The following is a 22,387-nucleotide window of genomic DNA, read 5'->3' as shown; positions in this document are numbered from 1 at the left end:
CGACGGCGGCGGCCAAGCGCCGTGACGACGCCGTGGCGGCCAAGAAGGCGGAGGAGGAGGCCGCAAAGCGCGCCGAGGAGGCAAAGCGGGCGCGCACGATCGACACCGACTACTTCACCATGGTCTTGCCCGACTGGTTTCCCATTGACGAATTTGAGTACAAAACCGAGGAGCGCCCTGACTATGGTGGCGGGACTGGCAATTGGAGCGTGACGAATTTCATTCGGAACGGAGATGCAAATGATGATGCAGACTTCATGATCGTGACGTATGAACAGGGCATGCCGGGTTACGGCTGCGGCTATGCAAAAGAGCTCGGATCTTCTAAGGGACGAACGGTACAGCTGCTTGTTGGCGGAGTGACCGCGCAAGAAGCCCTCGGAATGTCCCTGGAGGACTACGGCGATGCGCTGGCGGGCTGCATAACGCTCAAGTAGCCATCACGCAACAATCCAAGATCGCATTGAGATCAAGCGGTCCGCCTTGCCATCGAGTGGGGCGGACCGCTTTTTCGCACGTTGGCATCCCATTTTCGCGGGATTTTCACCCGCTGCCTGAGCTACTACGGCCGTTTGCCGATTACACTCCACATCAGCCTAGCGTTAACCAATGGAAACATTTTGAAGAAAATGGGCCTGCAAGCCTTCCCAAAAAGTTAACCACGTGCTAGTTTACTTAAGTAAACATAGAGACGGCTAACTTTTTGGCACACAGGCGTTGTCAAAAGCCAGCTCGATGTATGCAAAGGATGGAAGCGACATGACGAACAAACCCATGATGCCGGCAATGCCATTATCGCTGGTCAAGGCAGGGGAGACCGTCAAGGTTTCCCGCGTCAAAGGTGGCGATGACATGAAGCGCCACCTCAACGACATCGGTTTTGTCGAGGGCAACGAGATTCACGTGGTGAGCTCGAGCGGGGCGAACATCATCGTCACCATTTTGGGCGCGCGCTTTGGCTTGGACACCAAGGTTGCCCAACACGTTATGACTGTCGCCGCCTAGCCTATCCAAGCACATTTCGCAGCGAGATTCTTGGCGACCGAATGCACGCCGGCGGCCAAGATTCTCGTGCGTGAAGGTGATATGCAAATCGCAAGCACGAGTATCCGGAAGGGGGATGCAATGAAAACTCTGGGAGACGTCAAGGTAGGCGAGAGCTCCACGATCGTGAAACTGCACGGCGAGGGTGCGCTTCGTCGTCACCTTATGGACCTGGGCCTCATCAAGGGCACCTCGTTCAAGGTCGTGAAGGTTGCACCGCTGGGCGACCCTGTCGAGATCAACGTTCGCGGCTACGAGCTGTCTATCCGCAAGGAGGAGGCAGCTGTCGTCGAGGTTCAGTAAGTTGACCCAAACGAACATTTATGCAGGTAAAGTTAGGAATTTCTAACTTAAAGACATCCAACTCGGACGGTATGGAAGCAGTCCGAGCGCAATGGGAAGAAGGATTGCATGGCGGATTCTCAGATCCATGTTGCTCTTGCGGGTAACCCCAACTGCGGCAAGACCACGCTGTTCAACCTGATCACCGGTGCCAATGGCTACGTTGGCAACTGGCCGGGCGTCACGGTTGAGAAAAAGGAAGCCAAGCTCTTGAGCGACAAGAGCGTAACCATCACGGACCTTCCGGGCATCTATTCACTGTCGCCCTACAGCCCCGAGGAGCAGTGCTCGCGCGACTACCTCATGAGCGGCGAGCCCGATGTCGTCGTCCAGGTGATCGACGCCACCAACCTCGAGCGCAACCTGTACCTGGCTCTCCAGGTTATTGAGACGGGCCTGCCCGTCGTGGCTGCCCTCAACATGGCCGACCTTGTGGAGAAGTCCGGCGACAAGATCGACGTCAAGAAGCTCTCCGATCGTCTGGGCTGCCCCGTCGTCATGATCTCTGCTCTTAAGAACAAAGGCATCGACGAGCTGTTTGCTCAGGTCAAGAAGTCTGCTGCTACTAAGGGCCGCGTGCCCGAGCACAAGTTCGACTCCGCTATCGAGGACGTTCTCACCCATATCGAGAACTTGCTCCCCGCAAGCGTCTCCGCCGAGAAGCGCCGTTACTACGCCGTCAAGCTCTTTGAGCGCGACGAGGCTGCGTGCAAGCTTATCAACCTCACGAAGGACCACGCCGAACGCGTGGAGCAGCTCGTTGCCCAGTGCGAGAAGGACTGCGACGACGATGCCGAGTCCATCATCACCGGCGAGCGCTACGGCGTGATCGCCCATATCATCGACGAGTGCCTCACCAAGGCTCCGGCAAAGATGAGTACCTCCGAGAAGATCGACCGCGTAGTCACCAACCGTATCCTTGGCCTGCCGATCTTTATCGTCATCATGTTCGCTGTCTACTACATTGCCGTTTCCACGCTCGGCGGTACGGTGACCGACTTCACCAACGATCAGCTCTTTGGCACCGATGGCTGGTTCGTGCTGGGCCAGGGCCGCGATGCATATGACGAGGCTGCTGGCGAGTACACACAGGCCCAGGCCGAAATCGCCGCGTTTATCGACGCTGCCGACGCCAAGGGTATCGACGTTTCTGCCTATAACGACGCTGTCGACGCCGAGGACGGCGACGCTGCCGCCGACGCACTCAAGACCATCGCAGCCGAGCCCAAGGCCGCGTCCGTGAAGGGCGAGGTCGAGGAGGACGAGGACGCTGGCACGACTGCCGCCACCGTCACTGCGTCTCAGGCGGTCGAGGACCTCGATGTTGCCGAGCCCGACCCCGCCGACTACGGTCCGTTCGTCCCCGGCATCACCACCGCGGTGCATGACGCCCTTGTGGCGGGCGGCACCGAGGACGGCGGTCTTGTCGATTCCCTCGTCTGCGACGGCATCGTGGGCGGCATCGGCGCCATCATGGGCTTCGTCCCGCAGATGTTCCTGTTGTTCGTGATGCTCTCCTTCCTGGAGGACTGCGGCTACATGGCCCGCGTCGCCTTCATCATGGACCGCATCTTCCGTCGCTTTGGCCTGTCTGGTAAGTCGTTCATTCCGATGCTCGTCTCTTCTGGCTGCGGCGTCCCGGGCGTCATGGCCACCAAGACCATTGAGAACGAGAAAGACCGCCGCATGACGGTCATGACCACGACGTTCATTCCCTGCGGCGCCAAGCTGCCGATCATCGCCTTGCTCATGGGCTCGATCATCGGCGATTCCTCGACGAGCGCCAGCTGGATTTCTCCGCTCTTCTACTTCCTGGGCGTGTTTGCCGTCATCGCTTCTGGTCTGATGCTCAAGAAGACCAAGCTCTTTGCCGGCCGTCCGACTCCGTTTGTCATGGAACTGCCCGCCTATCACTTCCCGGCGATTCGCTCTTGGGCGCTGCATGTGTGGGAGCGCTGCTGGGCCTTTATCAAGAAGGCCGGTACGGTTATTTTCGCCTCCACCGTTGTGGTGTGGTTCCTTTCCAACTTCGGTATGTTCGAGGGCGCCTTTGGTTACCTGCCTTCCATGGAGGGCATCCCCGAGGAGTTCATGGACTACTCCGTGCTTGCCATGCTTGGCAACCTTGTAGCTTGGATCTTCGCTCCGCTTGGCTTTAGCACCTGGCAGGCAACGGCCCTTACCGTCTCTGGCCTTGTAGCCAAGGAGAACGTCGTTGCGACCGCCGGTTCGCTTCTTTCGGTGGGTGACGTGGGCGAGACCGATCCGAGTCTTTGGACCGCGTTTGCCGCTATGTTCCCCACGATGGGTGCCTGCGTGGCATTCGGCGCCTTCAACCTGCTGTGCGCTCCGTGCTTCGCGGCCATGGGCACCATCCGCAACCAGATGAACTCCGGTAAGTGGACGGCTATCGCCATCGGTTACGAGTGCGCCTTTGCCTGGGTGATCGGCCTTATCATCAACCAGCTCTACGAGCTGATCGTGCTGGGTCAGTTTGGTTTTTGGACGATTGTCGCCTTTGTACTGCTGGCGGGAATGCTCTTCCAGATCTTCCGTCCTATGCCTCACTTTGCATGGACGGATGAGGATGAGACCAACTCCTCCAGTGTGGTGAACGCCACCGCTTAAAAGGTGCGTAGGGTTTCAACTCCCCGCCTTCTCCCCAGCCGCTCGTGGGTCTGTGCCCGCGGGCGGCTTTTTTGAGAAGATGGCGTTGAAACTGGGCCTATAGGGTAAAGTTGCAGTAGGAAAACTTATGAAAGGGAGGCGTCGATGGCCCCTATCGATATCGTTATTTTGCTGCTTGTCGCCATCGCGTTTGTGGCGGTGTGCGTGCGCATCTACCGCAAGGGCACCTGCGCCGACTGCGCTCAGGGTGGCGTTTGCACGGGGCATTGCTCCAACAAAAAGACGTGCGCCGCGCTTAAGGACGTGGACAAAATCGCCGAAGACTTGGGCCGCGGTATCAAGTAAAGCTCAGACATCCAAGTGCCCCGCGGGCATCCGCTCGCGGGGCACTTTGCGCATTTGGACGCGAGCGCGGCGAGTTGAAGAGTATTTTTTGGGTATCGTTAACTATGTGGTCAACGGCCCGCTCGCGGTCGTCCATGCCGTGGCCGGCGCTAAACTCGCCGTCGAAGGTATGATTGCCTACCTGGGCCCCTAACTCCACCCCGCCCATCAGTTGCGGTGAAATACGGACTGTTTTGGCTGTCAAAGGCCTTATCTACTCCGTATTCCACCGCAACTTTTTTGTGCGGGTCGGGATTGAAGGTGGGGAGTGCGAGCGAGTGCGAATGCGGCGGGTACTGATACGATAGGTGTGTCAGCAACTGCCGCCGAGCGGCTCAAACGAAAGGAACCCTGTATGGAGTCCTCCGCCTACCCGATGCTCTTTAGTCCGATCAAGGTCGGTACGACCGAGGTCAAGAACCGCGTCTTTATGCCGCCGGTGTCCACCAACCTGGCCGATCATGGCTATGTGACCGATGACTTGGTCGATCATTACCGTGCCCGCGCCAAGGGCGGCGTGGGCCTGATCATCACCGAGGTCGTGACGGTCGAGCCTACCTATACCTATCTGCCGGGTGACATGTGCTGTTACGACGACACGTTTATCCCCGGCTGGGAAAAGCTCGCCGCGGCCGTCCACGAGTACGGCTGCAAGATCATGCCGCAGCTCTTCCACCCCGCCTAAATACCTCTCCCATCTCGCCGCAACTGAGGGGATGGGGGATGCGATAGTATTACGTGGCGATATTCGACAAACCGTGAGCTTCATCCGAGGGCTTTATGGAACAGCACCAGCATTATCAGAGCTTGCAAGATCAGGCATACAACGCATTGCGCTCCAAGATCATCTATGCCGAGCTCAAACCCGGCACGCGTCTTTCGGCGATTGGTCTGGAAAAGGAGACGGGAATCGGGCGCACGCCCATTCGCGAGTCTTTTGTGCGCCTGCGCGAGCAGGAGCTGGTGGAAACTCGTCCCAAAAGCGGCACCTATGTCTCAAAAATCAGCATGGAGCGCGCCGAGAACGCCTGTTTCTTGCGCGAGAAACTCGAAAGAAGCGTGCTTATTAAATGTTGCTCTGCCGCCACGCCCGAGCACAAGCATCGGCTCGAGCGGATTCTTGCCGAGTCCGAGTCGCTTGACCATAGCGAAACACGTCGCTTTTTCGACTTGGATAACCTGTTTCATGAGACGTGTTTTGAGATTGCCGGCCGCCATATGTTGTGGGATTGGATGAAGAGCGTCAATACGCATTTTGAGCGATACAACTGGTTGCGTATGGTGTCGCAGGATCTGGATTGGGAGCCGATTCGTCGGCAGCATCGCCGGATTCTCGAGGCCATTAAGAGGGGCGATACCGACACGGCGAGCTATCTGGCAGAGACGCACCTGCACCTGATGCCCGAGGAACAGGGCCCGGTTATCGCCTTACATCCCGACTATTTTGAGCCGTCTAAAGACTCGGCTATCTAGCCCATCATCGCATCTGCTCGAGACGCAAAAAGTGCGTTGCTTGGACGGGCATGTGGGCAGGCCTGTTGGTGCGCCTGATATAGGCGCGCCCGGGAAACTCCACCGAAACAATCGTGTGAGAAAGTAAAATGTCTAACGTATCGATTCGGCAACTTTGCTGTGTGCGTGAAGGGATGCCCCATGAATCAGCAGCAGAATATCGACTTCGTGCTCCGAACCGTCGAACAGCGTGACATCCGTTTTGTGCGCCTGTGGTTCGTCGACGTGTTGGGTCGTCTTAAGAGCTTTGCCATCAGCCCCGAGGACCTTGAGGTCGCCTTCGAAGAGGGCGTGGGTTTTGACGGCTCTGCTATCGAGGGCTTTGCCACGCCTGAAGAGGCCGACATGCTGGCCTTCCCCGATCCGTCTACATTCCAGGTTCTTCCTTGGCGTCCGAGCGACAACGGCGTTGCGCGTGTGTTCTGCGACATCTGCACACCCGATCGCAAGCCTTTTGCGGGCGACCCCCGCGAATGTCTGCGCGCTATGTTCTATCGTGCCGAAGAGGCCGGCTTTATCATGAACGTGGGCGCCGAACTGGAGTATTACTACTTTAAGAACGACCAGGTTCCCGAGCCCCTGGACAACGTGGGCTACTTTGACCTTTCCGAGTCCGATTCTGCTCGCGACCTGCGCCGCAACACCGTTCTTACGCTCGAGAAGATGAGCGTCCCGGTGGAGTATACGTTCCACTCTGCCGGCCCCTCCCAGCACGGCATCTCGCTGCGCCACGCCGAGGCCCTCACGATGTCCGATGCCATTACCACCGCGAAGCATATCATTCGCTTGGAGGCATTTGAGGCTGGGTGCCACGCCGCATTTATGCCCAAGCCTCTCTCGAAGGCTCCCTCGTCTGCGATGTTTTTGCACCAATCCCTCTTTGACCGCGAGGGCAATAACGTGTTCTATGGCGATGACGACCCGGTCTACCATCTGTCCGATACGGCCAAGCATTACATGGCGGGCATCCTGGCGCATGCACGCGAGATCTCGGCTATCACCAACCCCACGGTGAACTCCTATAAGCGTCTTACCACGGGCGAGGGCACGACGCCCGAGTACGCCATGTGGGGTCTGCGCAACCGCTCCGCAATGATTCGCATTCCCATCTACAAGCCGGGCAAGCAGCTTTCCACCCGTATCGAGCTGCGCAGCCCCGATCCCATGGCCAACCCCTATCTGGTGAACGCCGTAACGCTGGCGGCTGGTCTTGACGGCATCGAGCGCAAGCTCGAGCTTCCGGCGGAGACCACCGCGGCTGCCTTGCGCATGTCCGAGCGCGAGCTCGAGCAGGCGGGTTACACGCAGCTTCCGCGCAATCTTGAAGAGGCGCTGGACATCTTTGAGGATTCTCAGTTCATGAAGGATGCTCTGGGCGAGCATATCCACAGCTTCTTCCTTACCAAGAAGCGCTTGGAGTGGAAGAAATACGCTTCATGCGTCTCGCAATGGGAAGTCGACCGATATCTTTCCAACTCATAAAGGCCAGCCAAGGGCATATGGGGCCTGTGTGGCCCAAATTGCCTCGCCTTACCGTATGTGACCCGTATGAGCTGCTAAAATGTACCCTGTAAGGGGGTTTGGTATGTCAGAGAAAAACATCCTTTTCATGGCTCGCACTACGCGATACCACGAATTCACGCGTTCCCTCACTCAGACCATGGGAGCGGAGGTTTTTGCTGCGACTCCCGATTCGCCGACCGCGGCACACGACTTCGACCTGCTCGTGCTCGACGCCGACGGCATTCGCAATGATCGTATCGAGCAGATTGCCAAGTGGCTGGACGATCGTGGCAACATTCCCATGCTGCTGATTGTGGACGAAGATGCTTTGCCTGACTTGCGCATCCCCGCCCATGGTCATGCCGACTTCATCTGCTCGGGAGGTTCGACGGGGGAGCTTGAAGCGCGCGTGCGTCGTTTGCTGGGCGAGGAAGAGTCGTTTTCGGTCGATGATGTTTTGCATATCGACAATCTTGTGATTAATCTGGCAACCTACCAGGTGTATCTGGACGGCGAACCCGTTGACCTTACGCTTATGGAGTATTCGCTGCTCTCGTTCTTGGCTATGCATCCCAATCGTGCATATAGCCGCGAGGTCTTGCTGCATCGCGTGTGGGGCTTTGAGTACTGCGGCGGTACGCGTACCGTTGACGTACACATCAGGCGTATTCGTTCCAAGGTGGGCCCGCAGATTGCGGCGCACATCACCACCGTTCGCGGTGTGGGCTATCTGTTCAAGCTCTAAGTGCTTGTGGCAAAAGCGGAAGAATCATCTTTGGATGCGGCGGCAATGGTGTCGCCGCGTTTTTATATTGAAGCCTCTTTGTGCATACCTTAGATTTAGCTTAAGGTACTCGTTGTTGGGGACAATGGTGCTCGCAATGGGGTACAACGGTGCTTGATTAAGGGCATATGGAAAGGAAGACCAATCCATGAGTGAAGATATCGATTCGCGTCGCGACGACTCGGGTGCTACCGCGCCGGCGCCACGCGTCGCCGTTGAGCCCACACCGCAGGCGCCTGCCGGGCAGGCACAGCCAGGTCCTGAGGCTGCGACTCCAGGAGCTGCGACGCAGCCTCCCTTCAATGCCGGCAATCCGTACGCCGCCCAGACGCAGACCGTGGCGCACACGGTGGTGAAGACCAAGACCAAGAAGCTGCCGGTGTTCCTGTGCTCCTTGGCGGGCATGGTTGTGGGCGCTGTCTTGGTCGTGGCGCTTATCATGACGGGCGCGCTTAACGTCAACCGCGACGCCGGCACCGCAACCGCAACAAGCGAGTCTTCCGGCGGCTCTCAGACCATCAAGATCGATGCCGAGGACACGACGCTTGCCGAGGCTGTTTCGGCAAAGGCCTTGCCTTCCGTGGTATCCATTACGGCATGGAGCTCGGGTTCGTCCGAGAACGTCATGCAGGGCGATGATTCCGAGGCTTCCGGCTCCATCGGTTCGGGCGTGGTGCTCGACACCGATGGCAACATTCTCACGAACAACCATGTGGTCGAGGGCGCAACCGACATCACTGTTTCCCTTAATGGCGAGAGCTATGAGGCCGAGCTCGTGGGTGCCGACACCTCGAGCGATCTTGCAGTGATCAAGCTTAAGGACGTGGATGCCAAGAACCTCACACCCATCGAGGTCGGCGACTCCGATGACCTTAGCGTGGGCGAGTGGGTTATGGCTATCGGCAGCCCCTTTGGTAACGAGCAGTCTGTCTCGACGGGTATCGTGAGCTCGCTGTATCGTTCCACGGCGCTCCCCACCACGAGCGGCACGTATATCTACGCCAATATGATCCAGACCGATGCTGCCATCAATCCGGGTAACTCCGGCGGCGCACTCGTGAACGATAACGGTGAGCTTGTGGGAATCAACTCTATTATCGAGAGCTATTCGGGCTCCAGCTCAGGCGTGGGCTTTGCCATCCCGTCCAACTATGCGGTGAAGATCGCCAAGCAGATCATTAGCGGCAAGACGCCGGAGCATGCGTATTTGGGTGTTCGCCTGGGTACGGTGACCGCATCCAACGCGCGCCAGAATGACCTTTCGGTCAATGAGGGCGCCTATGTTGGCGAGGTTATTGCCGGCAGCCCAGCAGATGAGGCGGGCATCAAGAAGGGCGATGTTGTTACCAAGGTTAACGACGAGCAGATTTCCTCTGCAGACAGCCTGATCATCGCCCTGCGCTCTTACGACGTGGGCGACACGGTGACGCTCACTGTCCAGCGTGGCAAGAACGAGAAGAAGATCGATGTGAAGCTGGGCTCTGACGCCGATGCGCAAACGTCGCAAGGCGAGGAGACCAACACCGACAGCGCGGAGGGAGCCGGCAACGGCATGAGCGAGGAGGAGTTCCTCGAGTATCTACGGGAGCTCATGGGCAATGGCGGCGCCGGCAGATAGCTTCCCGTGAGAGGACGCTGGTTTTCCCAGCGCCCTCTTTTTATGTGACAGCAAAACGACAGGTTTATTTTGTCACATTCGACCGTTCGCCGAACGTCTCTTCGCGTTCACGGTGCTAGGCACTGATGATGCGCGGAAGGGGAAGGTCGAAGGTATCGACGGGTACGCGCGGGACCTGTTGTTCGCTAAAGGCGACGCCGACTACGAAGCAACGGGGCTGGAGCTTGGGAAGATAGCGGTCATAGCAGCCGCCGCCATAGCCTAAACGCATGCCAGTGGCGTCGAATCCCACAAGGGGGACTACGATTGCGTCGAGTTCATGCGGGGCGACAGCGGGATAGCGCCCATTTTCAGCATTACCGACAGGCAAAAAGGGCCGCACCGGATGTGCGATAAACGGGGCGGAACCGTCGAGATAATCCTTGTACGAGACAATGCGCATCTGCATGCGCTGACCATCTTGAAGATTTGGAAGCATGGCAGGGAAGGCGACGCGCGCTGGCGCATCGTAAAGGGCGGCGATGAATTCGCCCAAATCGACTTCACTTCCCATGGGGGAGTAGACGGCAACGATGAGTTGGCGGCTCATCCGTGTCGGGAGGGCTTGCTTGGCTGCATCTGCAAGATCGGTGCAAATTGCGCTCGATTTGCGGGAGCGAAGGGCAGGGGCCAAAGCATCGCGCTGCGCGATGATCCGGGCGCGAACCTCTCGTTTTAACTGGGCAATATCGTTATCGCGGGGGCTATTATTTAGCATGGCAGTTGCCTGCGGTGACGGCATGTACAATTGGTCGATACGCTTCTACAAGCTGGTCCAAGCGCACGCGCGCGTTTGCGGCGCTTGTGGATGGAAGGCCGGTGAGCGGAATATTTCGAGCGCTGAGCACCTCTCCATCCATGCGCTGACACAGCTGCGTGGCCTTTCCTCCTGTTGTGAAGACGTGCGTGATGGGTGCCGTGCCGAAGATGCGCGTGAGATCGTTGGGAATCGCGTCGACGATGCTTGCGTCGGCAGCCCCTTCGATGGTGCATGAGGCAAGCACATCCCAAAGGGCAATATGCTGCTTGAGGAGAAACGCGCGACGCGCATTGTTTTCGACAAGAGAATGGCTGGGCAGCTCGAATAGCGCCTCCATCACGCGCCAGAAGCGGTTTTGCGGATGCCCGTAATAAAAGCCGACTTCACGGGACTTGGGTGAGGGCATGGTCCCCAGCACGAGCACGTGCGAGCGCTCGTCAAAAATCGGTTCCAACGTATGTTCGATATGCTGAGCTTCCATCTACCCCACCTGCGATGTGACAAAAAGTCGACAGGTTTATTTTGTCACATTTTGCTGCTACTCTCCCAACGCCGACCGAGGGCTGCTGTAGCTTAGATTCAACATGGGCTAAATGCAGCAAAAAGTCCCACTTGGAGGACCCATGGGCGTTCCAAATGGGACTTTTTGCTGCAAATGCCGACAATGGAGACGGCAGCCTGTCTGCGTGCGCTTCTTTTGCTCGTGTGCCCTTGGCTATTCCTCCTCGCCCAGGCAGTACTGCTCGATTATCTCGCGCAGTTCCTCGATGCCTTGGCCCGATTCGGATGAGGTGACGATGACGTTTTTAGCGGGGACGTTGAGCTGGCGCTTGATCGCTGCTGTCTGTTTTGCCTGCTGATTGCGCGAAAGCTTGTCTGCCTTGGTGAGCGCCACGATAAAGGGGAACTCGCCTTCCTGCAGAAACTCAATCATCTGATGGTCGAGCTTGCTGGGGTCGTGGCGGATATCCACCAGCGAGACAACCAAGTTGAAGCTGCGATCCAGGTCAAAATAATCGCCGATAAGCTGCGCCCAGCGATCGCGCTCTCCCTTCGAGCGCTGTGCAAAGCCGTATCCAGGCAGGTCGACGAAGTGCACGCCGTCTGCCTCGAAGAAGTTCACATTGGCCGTTTTGCCCGGGGTGCTCGACACCTTAACGAGATTGCGACGATTGAAGATCTTGTTCATGATAGACGACTTGCCCACGTTTGAGCGGCCTACGAAGCTCACCTCGGGGCAGGTCGAAGGCGGAATCTGCGAAGCCTTGCCGTATGAAGCGACGAACTTGACGGTGTTGTAGTTGATCTGGTTTGCCATAGTGCTCCTTTACGCCTCGTTGCCGCAAATGACGCGACGGACGATGCCGAGAGTGATGTTGCTTGCGCGCTGTGCGTACTCCTCGAGGTCAAATTCACGCGTGCACAACGCGTCGTATGCTTCGTCGCAATTGTCGGAAATGGCACGCATGACCAGGCAGTCGATGCCGTTTTTGGCGGCGATGTGCGCGATGGCGGCGCCTTCCATCTCCACGCAGTCCGCGTGGGTTGCCTCGATGGCGCGCTCGCGCATCTCGGCGCCCGCAACGAAGCGATCGCCGGTGGCGATGATTCCGCGCAGGTATTGCAGGCTATCGGGACCTGCTGCTTGCTCGGCCGCGTTGCAGTAGCCGCGGCTCGTGAGAAGCGCCTCGGCAGCATCGACAAGGGCTGGGGTCGAGGTGTACTCCTCGAGTCCCGGGGCGGATTCGGCAAGAAGCGCCGTGTCGGTATCGAGGTAGCGCAGGCGCTCGCCGATCACGATATCGCCGATATGCAGCACGGGGTTAAGGCCGCCTGCGATGCCCGAGAAGATGAGGGCCTCGGGATGATAGGTGCTGATAAGGTGCTGTGCGGCGGCTGCGGCGTTGACTGTGCCCATGCCCGCCGTGGTGGCAACAAGACGGGCACCATGGTAGGTGCCGGCGAGCACCGTGAGGCCGGCCTCTTGTGTGGTGACGGCTCCGTCAACGGCGGATGCAACCTCGCGAACCTCTTTTTCAAGGGCGCCGATGATAGCGATTGTTTTCATGATTTAACCCCCATATCCTTAGGTTTTTCTGCCCTATGGTATCAAAGCGCCGGCCATCGCGCCTGCGTCGGGTGCCTTTCCAGAGGAAACCGACGAACGCTGCCGCCACGTGACCGTTCGCCGACTTGCGGCTACACTGATGCCGTGGCACAGCCGCCTGGAGCCGGCAGGGTACATTATTGCGCTGCCGCATGCGATGCCCACGCCTGTCCGCGGCGGCCGTGCGCTGACGCTTGTTTGCGTCTTGCTTGCCAAGACGCCCGAGAGAAGGGGGCCCTTGATGGCGCTCGTCAAAGTCGATTTCCTTTCCACCTCGCTCATGCGTACGGTGACAATTAACGCCGTTGTCCCCGCAGACTGGGCGTCCATCGATTCGTTGGGCTATGCACGGTCGGTGCCGCGTGATCAGCAACGACCTTTCAAGACGCTCTATCTGCTCCATGGCGTGTACGGCAACTATACGGATTGGGTTACGCGCACGCGCATCCAAAGCCTTGCGGAGGCGCGAAACCTTGCCGTTATCATGCCGTCGGGCGAGAACGGCTTTTATAACGACCGAGCCGACGGCGCGCGGTTTGGGGAATTTATCGGTCATGAGCTGGTGGAGTTCACGCGAAAGCTCTTCCGTCTTTCCTGCGAGCGCAAGGATACGTTTATCGGTGGCCTGTCCATGGGCGGCTACGGTGCTATCGTCAACGCCCTGCGCCATCCCGAGACGTTCAGCAACGTGGTGGCGTTGTCCTCGGGCCTTTCCCTTAATTCGAAGCGGGTTCTTGAAAGCACATACGATGCTCCAGGCATCCTGGGCAATCGTGGCTTCTACGAGTCGGTCTACGGCCCGCTGGATGCGGTGCGTGGCTCGCAAAACGATTATGATGCTCTGGCCGAGCGCGTTGGCGCCTCGGATGGTCCACGGCCGAGCTTTTATATGGCTTGCGGAGAGGACGATGACCTGCTCGAACCTAACCGCGCGTATCGAGACAAGTTGATAGGCGAGGGCTTTGAGGTGGATTATCACGAGGGTCCCGGCGCACACAATTGGAAGTTCTGGGACACCTGGATCGAGCGCTCTCTTGACTGGCTCCCGCTTGACGATTCTGATGACCCGTTAAGCAGCGGAAACGTGTTCTAGCGATCGCTGCCGTCCGTGTCGATGTGACAGCAAAACGACAGGTTTATTTTGTCACATCGACAAAAATGCAGCGTCGGGGGCATGCGGTGCTGCGCGGGCGCGTGGAGAGTGTGACAGAATAAACCTGTCGTTTTTTTGACACATGATGGTATGCGAGGGGATATGCGATGACGGAACAAATGAACCTGTTTGGCGATACGGCGGGTGCGGGATCTACGGAGCCTGCGCTGTCGCATGAACAGGCTGCGGCGCGTGCGGCGGAGCTCCGTCACGAGTTGGACTACCATGCGTACCGCTATTACATGCTCGACGCCCCAGAGATCACCGATGCCGCGTTCGATAAGATGCTTGTCGAACTTCAGGAAATCGAGTCGGCATACCCCGATTTAATAACCCCTACGTCATATACGCAGCGTGTAGGCGGCTACGTCTCCGATCAGTTTGCCCCCGTCACGCACATGGCGCGCATGTACTCCATGGACGATGCCATGAATCTCGAGGAGCTCGACGCTTGGCTCGAGCGCACGGAAAACGCCTTGGGTGCCGGTCACGTGACGTATACGTGCGAACTCAAGATCGACGGCCTGGGCGTAGCCATTACCTATGAAAACGGCGCCTTTGTGCGCGCTGCTACTCGCGGCGACGGTACGACCGGCGAGGATGTCTCGTTGAATGTCCGCACGATTCAAGACGTCCCCATGCATCTTTCTGAGAAAGCCCTGGCACACATGGGCACCGACCGTGACCGCGTGATCGAGGTCCGCGGTGAGGTCTATATGCCCAAGGGCAGTTTCGTGCGACTGAACGACGAAGCCGATGCCGAGGGCCGTGATCCGTTTGCCAACCCCCGAAACGCGGCGGCGGGCAGCCTTCGCCAAAAAGATCCCAAGGTTACGGCCAAGCGCGACCTCTCTACCTTTATTTACGCTATTGCCGATACGGCACCGCTGCACGTTCACAGCCAGCATGAGTTTTTGGACTGGTTGCGCGACGCCGGGTTCCACGTGAATCCCAACGTCGCGACCTGCAAAACGCCGACCGAGGTGCACGAATTTTGCGCTGATGCTCTGGCACATCGCGGCGACCTTGATTACGACATCGATGGCGTGGTCGTGAAGGTCGATTCCTTCCAGCAGCAGTCCGATCTGGGTTTCACTGCCCGCGCCCCACGCTGGGCTATCGCTTTTAAGTTCCCGCCGGAAGAAAAGACAACCGTGTTGCGCGAGATTCGCGTGCAGGTGGGCCGCACCGGTGTGCTCACCCCGGTTGCCGAGTTTGACCCGGTGACCGTTGCGGGCTCCACTATCGCTCGCGCGACCCTCCACAATATCGACGAGGTGCATCGTAAGGATGTGCGCGTGGGCGACACCATCGTGGTCCATAAGGCGGGCGACGTGATTCCCGAGGTTGTGGGCCCCGTGCTCGACAAGCGCTGGCCCGACGCCCGGCCCTGGCAAATGCCTGCGACGTGCCCCGTGTGCGGCAGCCCCGTGGTGCATGAGGAGGGCGAGGTCGCTTATCGCTGTGTGTCGCTCGACTGCGCGGCTCAGCTCAAGGAGCGTTTGCTGCACTGGGTGAGCCGCGGCTGCATGGATGTCGATGGCGTGGGCGATGAGCTGGTGGACAAGATGATTGCCGCTGGTCTGCTCCATGACGTTGCCGATTTCTATCAGCTGACGGTCGAGGACATCGCCGGCCTTGATACGGGCCGAACATATGCCGCTTCTAATGCGCGCCGTGGCGTGCGCGCGGGCGACCCGATCCTCGTGGGTCAAAAGACAGCGAAGAAGGCGATTGACGAGATTGCGCGCAGCAAACAACAACCGCTTGGTCGTGTGCTGTTTGCCCTGGGTATTCGCCTGGTGGGAAAGAGCGTGGGCGAGCTTTTGGCCCAGCGCTTCCTCTCCATCGACAAGCTCGTGCTGGCGAGCGAGGAGGAGATTGCAAGCATCGACGGCGTCGGTCCCAAGATCGCCGCGAGCGTTAAGGGCTTTTTAGCGGTGCCTGAGAACCTCGAGGTCCTGGAGCGCCTACGTCAGGCAGGTCTTACGCTTGAGGAAGATTTGGGCCAGATAGCGGCGGATGCCGCAGCTGCCGCGGGCGTCTCGGCGGACCTCGCATCCGAGCAACCGCTTGCGGGCCTCACCTTCGTGCTCACCGGTACGCTCGTGCGCCGTACGCGCGACGAGGCGGGGGCAGCGCTCAAAACCCTGGGTGCCAAGGTGACTGGTTCGGTCTCGAAGAAGACGAGCTTTGTGGTGGCAGGTCCAAAGGCGGGGTCAAAGCTCGCTAAGGCAGAGAGCTTGGGCGTGCCCGTTTTGGACGAGGAACAGCTTGAGATAATCCTGACGACAGGTGAGTTGCCCACGGCGTAGAAAAACATGCTGACATTTGGGTTTCAAGAAGACTCCTTCAAGCTCTAGACCAAAATGCTATATCATAATTGTGTACATAATTATGATAGGAGTGTGCCATGCCAGTTTGCGTGCCAATCAAAGATATGCGTGACACCGCCAAGTTCTCGGAGCTTGTCGAGTCTACTCCGGGTCCCATCACGGTGACGAAGAATGGCTATAGCAAGTTCGTCGTCATGCGCTCGGTGGACTATGATCGCATGGTCCAGGAGCAAGCCAAGGCCCGTCTTATGGAGCGAGTTGCGATTGCGGAGCGCGAGCGGGCGGCCGGTTTAGGACGCAGCGCCTTTGAGGCTTTGAGTGATCTTGAGACAAAATATGGCCTATAACGTCAAAATCCTCCCCACAGCAGAGCAAGAGGTTGACGATATCGTTGAGTATCTGATGGGTCATGGTGTAAATACCGCGCGTCGCTTTTTGGCAAAATATCGGCAACAACTCGAGATTCTGCAGAGCGGGGTTGCCGACTACGGGCTCTCCTTTCTGCGGGAGTTGAGAGGTCTTGGATACCACGCGTGCTCCGTGAACTCTTATGTCATGCTGTACTACTACGAAGGCAGCGATGTCGAAATTGCTCACGTGTTTCATCAAAGCCAGGATTATGCGTCGCTTGTCATCGCTTATGACGTTTGCAATGAACTTAAAGGGGGAGATGATTAGTCGCCTCGTCGTTCGCTCCCCTAACCCCATGCGGGCCAGTGGACGGACGTCGTGCCGCCGCGTGCTCTCTGAGGCCCCCTTAATGAAGCAGAAAATCCCTTTTAGCGCGTCTACCAGGCGGTCTAAAAGGGATTTTTTGCTCCATTTGGCGCGTGTGCACATCCCTCCCCGGCACCGCGCTGTGCCGCGTGCCCCTGTCGTGCACTTTGTTACTTACGTTACAAATTCGGGCGGGTACTTGACCCCGGGCCTCCTTTCACAATACTTGAGTAGTCATTAGTTGAGTATTCAAGGAGATGAAGATGGCACAGGATGATTCCATCTCAACAGACGCGCCGATGCAGCAATCGGCCTCCGACGAAGACATGCGTGAAGACATGCGTTTGGGCATGTCGCTCAACGATATCCATATGAGCATCAGCCGTGCATTCCATACCATGAACAACACGACGCGCCCGTGCGCCCGAAGCCTGGGGCTGGGGCAAGGCCAGCCTCGCATCCTTTCGTATATCGCGGTGCATGGCGTGAGCACACAGCGCGAGATCGCCCGCTTCTACTCCATCGATCCCTCGGCTGTGTCGCGCCTGCTCGATCCGCTGGAGCGCGAGGGCTTTTTGACGAGCGTTCCGGGTCGCGACCGTCGCACGCGCGCCCTCGATATCACCGAGAAGGGCAGGCATGCCCTTGCCGCTTGGGAAGATGAGTGCCGTCGCGTCGATCGCATCATGTTTCGCGGCTTTACCTCAGAGGAAGAAGCTACGTTGAGGGACATGCTCGAGCGCGTACGCAAGAATATGGCAGATGAGCTTGAGGCAGGCAAAAAGCATGAATAACCTGCGTCGCATGATTCATTACCTGGGAACATACAAGATCGACGCCGTGCTCGGCATCCTTATCGTGGCTATCGAGACCTCTATCGAGCTCTTTATCCCCGTGCTCATGGCGCGCATTATCGACGAGGGAATCGCGCATGCCGACATCCCCCTCATCCTACATCAGGGCGCACTGATGCTTGCCTGTGCGGTCACATCGCTTGCCCTGGGCTTTTTCTACGCGCGTTTTGCGTCGAGGGCTTCGGTGGGGCTCGGAGCGAACTTGCGTCAGGCGGAGTACGAGAAGATCCAGCGCTACGCCTTTGGAAACCTCGACCATTACCAAACGTCGTCGTTGATCACGCGCATGACCACCGATATCACCGTCATTCAAAACGCTATGGCAAACGGCTTTAGACCCTGTGTGCGCGGGCCGATGATGCTCGTCATGTCGCTTGTCTACGCGTTTTCGCTCAACCGCGAGCTTGCCATGGTGTTCGTCTGCATTCTGCCGGTCCTCGCGGTGGCCCTCGGCATTATCACCTGGCGCGTATCTCCGCTCTACCAGCGCCTTCAGACCTCAATGGACCACGTGAACCGCGTGGTGCAGGAAAACCTGACCGCCGTTCGCGCCGTCAAGGCCTACGTGCGCGAACCGCAGCAGTGCGACGTGTTTGGCAGCGTGAACAGCGAGCTTGCACAGGGGGCTACCAAGACGTTTGGGACCGCTCAGTTCAACCTGCCGGTATTCCAAGCGGCAATCTACACGGCAGCCACGCTCGTGCTGTGGGTGGGCGGCCAGATGATTTGCGCAAACACCCTGACCGTGGGCGAGCTCACGGGCTTCATGAGCTATGTCTTGCAGGTCATGAACTCGCTGATGATGATCTCGAATGTTTTCCTGCTGCTCACGCGTGCGCTTACGAGCGTGGAGCGCGTGGGTGAGATTCTTGACGAAGAACCCCTGATCGCCTCTCCGGCGGCTGCGCATGCGCTCACAGCCGTGCCAGACGGCTCGGTCTCCTTTCGCGATGTCACCTTTAAATATCGCGCCGAGGCGGAGGAGGACGTGCTCGAGGATATTTCGTTCGATATCGCAAGCGGCTCCACAGTGGGCATCTTGGGCAGCACAGGCGCGGGCAAAAGCTCGCTCGTGCAGCTCATTGCGCGCTTGTACGATGCAACGGCGGGCGAGGTGCTGGTGGGCGGCCATGACGTGCGCGAGTACGACCTGGCTGTTCTTCGCGACGCCGTGGGCGTGGTACTGCAGAAAAACGTGCTCTTCACAGGCACTGTGCGCGACAACCTGCGCTGGGGCAATGCCGAGGCAACCGACGAAGAGCTCCTTGAGGCGTGCCGTCTGGCATGCGTGGACGAATTCTTGGATCGTATCGGCGGTCTCGACGGCGACCTGGGGCAGGGAGGCGCCGGTGTATCCGGCGGCCAAAAGCAGCGCCTGTGCATCGCCCGCGCTCTGCTCAAGCGTCCGCGTATCTTGATCTTCGACGATTCGACAAGCGCCGTGGACATGGCCACCGAGGCTAAGATCCGTGCCAACTTGGCGAGCATCCCGGGCGTTACCTGCATCATCATCGCGCAGCGCATCACTTCGGTGATGGATGCCGACAAGATCGTCGTTTTGGATGACGGCCATCTCCATGCGCAGGGCACCCATGCGGAGCTTCTCGAGACCGATGCTATTTACCAGGAAATCTACGCTTCTCAGGTGGGGCATGCCGACAAAGCGACGCCTGATGATTTTTTGAGGGGAGGCGAGGCCCATGCCTAAGACTGCAGCTCAGGCACGCCCGGAAAACCTCAAGCATACGCTGCGTTGCCTGCTTTCCTACATGGGTCACGCCAAGATCTCGCTTGGCATCGTGAGCGTGCTTGCCGTTGTTTCGGCTCTCGCTAACCTGCTGGGTACCTACATGATCAATCCCGTTGTGACGGCGCTCACCACGGGACATGCCGCTAGACTGGGCTCGCTTATCGCGCTTACCGCCACCATCTACGCGCTGGGCGTGGCCTGCGCGCTGGGCTACACGCAGATTATGGTTCGCGCGGCGCAGCGAGTGGTGTTTGACATTCGCCGCGACCTGTTTGCGCATATCCAGACGCTTCCGCTTGCCTATTTTGACCGTACGCGGGCGGGCGACATCATGAGTTTTTTCACCAACGACGTGGATACCGTTTCCGAGGCGCTCAACAACAGCTTCGCAACGGTGATTCAGGCTGCCGTGCAGACGGTGGGAACGCTGGTCTTGATGTTTGTTCTCAATTGGCGTCTTGCGCTCATTACTGTGGCGTGCGACGTGGCCATCGTGGTGCACGTGCGCTATTCGGGCACGCGCAGCAAGAAGTTCTACGCGCGTCAGCAAAAGGCGTTGGGTGCGCTCGACGGCTATATCGAAGAGATGGTCTCGGGGCAAAAAGTTGTCAAGGTCTTCAACCATGAACAGGCAAATGTTGCCGAGTTTACCGACCGTAACGAGGACTTGCGCCAGGCGGGAACCTCGGCACAGACATATGCCGCAACGATGGTGCCGGTCACGGTGTGCATCGGGTACGTGAACTACGCGATTGTGGCCGTGGTGGGCGCAATCTTGGCCATCCATGGCCTGGCGACCGTGGGCGCGCTCGCAAGCTACCTGGTATTTGTACGCCAGGCGGCAATGCCGTTCAATCAGGTGACGCAGCTGGGCAACTTCTTGCTCAATGCCCTTGCGGGTGCCGAGCGTCTGTTTGCCGCGATGGAGCTTGAGGGCGAGTACGATGAGGGCCGCGTGACGCTCGCGCAGAATAGCGAGGACGAATGGTCGTGGAAGCTGCCGGAGGGTCAGGGCCTGGGAGCCTATGGCAAGCTCGTGCCCGTGGCTGCCGATGTGGATGCCGGAGAGCAGACCGCCCTCGCGGTTGATTGCGTGGCGGATGCCGAGGCATCGGGCGCACGTCCGCAACGTACAGCACTGGGCACAGATGGCACGCTGCTGGCAGTCGAGTCGGTTCCGCTGCGAGGTGACGTACGCTTTCATGGCGTGGACTTTGGCTACGTGCCGGGGAGGCTGGTCCTGCACGACCTCAACCTGTTTGCCAAACCAGGCCAAAAGATCGCTTTTGTGGGATCGACCGGTGCCGGTAAGACCACCATTACCAACCTCATCAATCGCTTCTACGAGCTTGACGCGGGCGAAATCACCTTCGATGGTATCGACGTGCGCAACATCGCCAAGGCAGATCTGCGTCGAAGCCTCGGTGTCGTGCTGCAGGATACGCATCTGTTCACGGGGACCATTGCCGATAACATCCGCTTTGGCAAGCTTGATGCTACCGACGAGGAAGTGCGTGCTGCAGCGCGTGCGGCTTGCGCCGATTCGTTCATTCGCCGTATGCCGCATGGCTACGACACGATGGTGACCTCCGACGGCGCGAACCTGAGCCAAGGACAGCGCCAGCTGCTTGCTATCGCTCGTGTGGCGGTGGCCGATCCTCCCGTGCTGATTTTGGACGAGGCTACGTCGAGCATCGACACGCGTACCGAGAAGCTTGTGGAGCGGGGCATGGACCGCATCATGGACGGCCGTACGACCTTCATGATTGCGCATCGCCTGTCGACTGTGCGCAACGCCAACGCCATCATCGTTTTGGAGCATGGACGTATCGTCGAGCGCGGCACGCACGAAGAGCTGCTGGCCCAGCACGGCGAGTACTGGCAGCTTTACCAGGGCCTCAAAGAACTCGACTAATGTGACAAAAAGTCGACAGGTTTATTTTGTCACATTTTCACAGGTCCTACATATTGAGCTCCGGCAGGACTTGTTGGGCCGCATGTAACGGTTCTGTACGCACTTGCATGCCGGACACGGAAGATGGATATAGTAGAAGCAGTAGAAGCGAACGCTATTACGATTGAAGAGGACCGTGCCCGCGCATGCGCGTTTTTGATTTCGACAACACCATCTACGACGGCGAGAGCCCTTACGACTTCTATTTGTTCTCGCTCAAGTACAATCCGAAAGTCGTGCGTTTCGTGCCGCCGCTTGCCTACTACGGCATGCGTTACTCCAAGGAAAAATGCACGTTGGAGGAGCTCGAGCATGCCATGGCCAAGTACCTCAAGGCGTATCTGAACTCCTTTGATGATATCGACGGTATGGTGAGCGCCTTTTGGGACGCGCACATGCATAAAATCAAGCATTGGTATCATCCGCAACCTGACGATGTGATCATGACCGGGTCGTTTGACTACACCATGAACGAGATTCAGCGGCGTCTGGGTATCAAGACTATGGTCTGTTCGACGGTCAATCGCGATACTTTGGAGCTCGAGCACCTCAATTTTGGAACTAACAAGGTCAAGGTGTTCCGCGAGATGTTTGGGCCAGATGCTGTGCCCGACGAGTTCTATAGCGATAACATGATCGACCTGCCCATGATGAAGCTCGCGCGCCGCGCTTATCTGGTGCATGGCAACCATATCAAGCAGGTTAACGTTTAGGCTGCGGTGCCACCCAAGCCATGTCATTTTGATTGACGCCGGGGTGACCAGAGAGTCCTTTTGGCTAGTGCCCGTGACTTCAATGAACAAAAGATGTTACGAATTTGTGCACATTTGTGCAATTTGCGCGGGTGCGGGCAACTCTTGTGTGACCCAAGCACGACAATGCGGGTGAATGCCGGCGATGAG

The 22,387-nt window shown here is 58.3% G+C and carries 22 protein-coding genes; 18 read left to right on the top strand and 4 right to left on the bottom strand.

Annotated features, from left to right (window positions below; all coding sequences use genetic code 11):
• From BQ9843_RS01125 to BQ9843_RS01080, 10 genes are all read left to right on the top strand, one after another.
• On the top strand, positions 1–437 hold a 437-nt coding region (locus BQ9843_RS01125), incomplete at its 5' end, for a hypothetical protein (RefSeq protein ID WP_195906590.1).
• 322 nt (positions 438–759) lie between these two features.
• Entirely contained in the window at positions 760–1,005 is a 246-nt protein-coding gene (locus tag BQ9843_RS01120) for a FeoA family protein (protein ID WP_075843543.1), read from the top strand.
• Positions 1,006–1,125: 120 nt separating this feature from the next.
• Positions 1,126–1,347 (top strand): FeoA family protein, encoded by a 222-nt coding sequence (locus BQ9843_RS01115; RefSeq protein ID WP_006234774.1) that lies wholly within the window; start codon positions 1,126–1,128, stop codon positions 1,345–1,347.
• A 108-nt stretch (positions 1,348–1,455) separates the two neighbouring features.
• On the top strand, positions 1,456–4,014 hold the full coding sequence (gene feoB, locus BQ9843_RS01110) for a ferrous iron transporter B (protein ID WP_075843542.1): 2,559 nt from the start codon (positions 1,456–1,458) through the stop codon (positions 4,012–4,014).
• Positions 4,015–4,158: 144 nt separating this feature from the next.
• Positions 4,159–4,359 carry a hypothetical protein gene (locus BQ9843_RS01105; protein WP_040219852.1) on the top strand — a complete coding sequence of 67 codons (201 nt, stop codon included), beginning with the start codon at positions 4,159–4,161 and terminating at the stop codon, positions 4,357–4,359.
• Positions 4,360–4,753: 394 nt separating this feature from the next.
• Complete coding sequence (locus tag BQ9843_RS01100) at positions 4,754–5,083, top strand: oxidoreductase (protein WP_230205520.1); 330 nt, start codon at positions 4,754–4,756, stop codon at positions 5,081–5,083.
• 95 nt (positions 5,084–5,178) lie between these two features.
• The gene (locus BQ9843_RS01095) at positions 5,179–5,871 is read left to right on the top strand and encodes a GntR family transcriptional regulator (RefSeq protein ID WP_075843541.1); all 693 of its coding nucleotides are present in this window, start codon (positions 5,179–5,181) and stop codon (positions 5,869–5,871) included.
• Between the two features lie 180 nt (positions 5,872–6,051).
• Positions 6,052–7,392, top strand: a complete 1,341-nt coding sequence (locus BQ9843_RS01090; RefSeq protein WP_075843540.1) for a glutamine synthetase family protein — start codon at positions 6,052–6,054, stop codon at positions 7,390–7,392.
• 103 nt (positions 7,393–7,495) lie between these two features.
• Positions 7,496–8,158, top strand: a complete 663-nt coding sequence (locus BQ9843_RS01085) for a response regulator transcription factor (RefSeq protein WP_075843539.1) — start codon at positions 7,496–7,498, stop codon at positions 8,156–8,158.
• Positions 8,159–8,345: 187 nt separating this feature from the next.
• Positions 8,346–9,815 carry a S1C family serine protease gene (locus tag BQ9843_RS01080; RefSeq protein WP_075843538.1) on the top strand — a complete coding sequence of 490 codons (1,470 nt, stop codon included), beginning with the start codon at positions 8,346–8,348 and terminating at the stop codon, positions 9,813–9,815.
• Between the two features lie 115 nt (positions 9,816–9,930).
• On the opposite strand, the gene BQ9843_RS01075 is transcribed toward BQ9843_RS01080, so the two are convergent.
• The 4 genes from BQ9843_RS01075 to mtnN all read right to left on the bottom strand — a co-directional run bounded on the left by BQ9843_RS01075 (position 9,931) and on the right by mtnN (position 12,685).
• Positions 9,931–10,572 carry a 5-formyltetrahydrofolate cyclo-ligase gene (locus BQ9843_RS01075; RefSeq protein WP_195906589.1) on the bottom strand — a complete coding sequence of 214 codons (642 nt, stop codon included), beginning with the start codon at positions 10,570–10,572 and terminating at the stop codon, positions 9,931–9,933.
• Positions 10,562–11,095: a DNA-deoxyinosine glycosylase gene (locus BQ9843_RS01070; RefSeq protein WP_075843537.1), complete on the bottom strand. Its 534-nt coding sequence runs from the start codon at positions 11,093–11,095 to the stop codon at positions 10,562–10,564. The genes BQ9843_RS01075 and BQ9843_RS01070 overlap by 11 nt, the downstream gene beginning before the upstream one ends.
• Positions 11,096–11,329: 234 nt before the next feature.
• A complete protein-coding gene (gene yihA / locus BQ9843_RS01065; RefSeq protein ID WP_022387027.1) occupies positions 11,330–11,932 on the bottom strand; it encodes a ribosome biogenesis GTP-binding protein YihA/YsxC in 603 nt (200 codons plus the stop codon).
• Between the two features lie 9 nt (positions 11,933–11,941).
• Positions 11,942–12,685: a 5'-methylthioadenosine/S-adenosylhomocysteine nucleosidase gene (gene mtnN / locus BQ9843_RS01060; RefSeq protein WP_143327598.1), complete on the bottom strand. Its 744-nt coding sequence runs from the start codon at positions 12,683–12,685 to the stop codon at positions 11,942–11,944.
• A gap of 106 nt (positions 12,686–12,791) precedes the next feature.
• Between mtnN and BQ9843_RS01055 the strand changes: the two genes are divergently transcribed.
• The 8 genes from BQ9843_RS01055 to BQ9843_RS01020 all read left to right on the top strand — a co-directional run bounded on the left by BQ9843_RS01055 (position 12,792) and on the right by BQ9843_RS01020 (position 22,198).
• Positions 12,792–13,814, top strand: coding sequence for an alpha/beta hydrolase (locus BQ9843_RS01055; protein WP_230205518.1), 1,023 nt, complete (start codon positions 12,792–12,794; stop codon positions 13,812–13,814).
• A gap of 167 nt (positions 13,815–13,981) precedes the next feature.
• Entirely contained in the window at positions 13,982–16,189 is a 2,208-nt protein-coding gene (gene ligA, locus BQ9843_RS01050) for an NAD-dependent DNA ligase LigA (RefSeq protein WP_075843534.1), read from the top strand.
• Between the two features lie 98 nt (positions 16,190–16,287).
• Positions 16,288–16,557 (top strand): type II toxin-antitoxin system prevent-host-death family antitoxin, encoded by a 270-nt coding sequence (locus tag BQ9843_RS01045; RefSeq protein WP_075843533.1) that lies wholly within the window; start codon positions 16,288–16,290, stop codon positions 16,555–16,557.
• Positions 16,547–16,888: a type II toxin-antitoxin system RelE/ParE family toxin gene (locus BQ9843_RS01040; RefSeq protein WP_075843532.1), complete on the top strand. Its 342-nt coding sequence runs from the start codon at positions 16,547–16,549 to the stop codon at positions 16,886–16,888. Before BQ9843_RS01045 ends, BQ9843_RS01040 begins: the two co-directional genes overlap by 11 nt.
• 302 nt (positions 16,889–17,190) lie before the next feature.
• Entirely contained in the window at positions 17,191–17,721 is a 531-nt protein-coding gene (locus BQ9843_RS01035) for a MarR family winged helix-turn-helix transcriptional regulator (RefSeq protein ID WP_195906588.1), read from the top strand.
• Positions 17,690–19,489: an ABC transporter ATP-binding protein gene (locus BQ9843_RS01030; protein WP_230205517.1), complete on the top strand. Its 1,800-nt coding sequence runs from the start codon at positions 17,690–17,692 to the stop codon at positions 19,487–19,489. Before BQ9843_RS01035 ends, BQ9843_RS01030 begins: the two co-directional genes overlap by 32 nt.
• Positions 19,482–21,446, top strand: a complete 1,965-nt coding sequence (locus tag BQ9843_RS01025; RefSeq protein WP_075843530.1) for an ABC transporter ATP-binding protein — start codon at positions 19,482–19,484, stop codon at positions 21,444–21,446. The genes BQ9843_RS01030 and BQ9843_RS01025 overlap by 8 nt, the downstream gene beginning before the upstream one ends.
• 185 nt (positions 21,447–21,631) lie before the next feature.
• Positions 21,632–22,198 (top strand): haloacid dehalogenase-like hydrolase, encoded by a 567-nt coding sequence (locus BQ9843_RS01020; protein WP_040219869.1) that lies wholly within the window; start codon positions 21,632–21,634, stop codon positions 22,196–22,198.
• The last annotated feature ends 189 nt before the right edge of the window (positions 22,199–22,387 follow it).

The sequence above is a fragment of the Collinsella bouchesdurhonensis genome (genome assembly GCF_900155365.1).
Classification (GTDB): domain Bacteria; phylum Actinomycetota; class Coriobacteriia; order Coriobacteriales; family Coriobacteriaceae; genus Collinsella; species Collinsella bouchesdurhonensis.
This window is presented reverse-complemented; position numbering and strand designations above follow the sequence as displayed.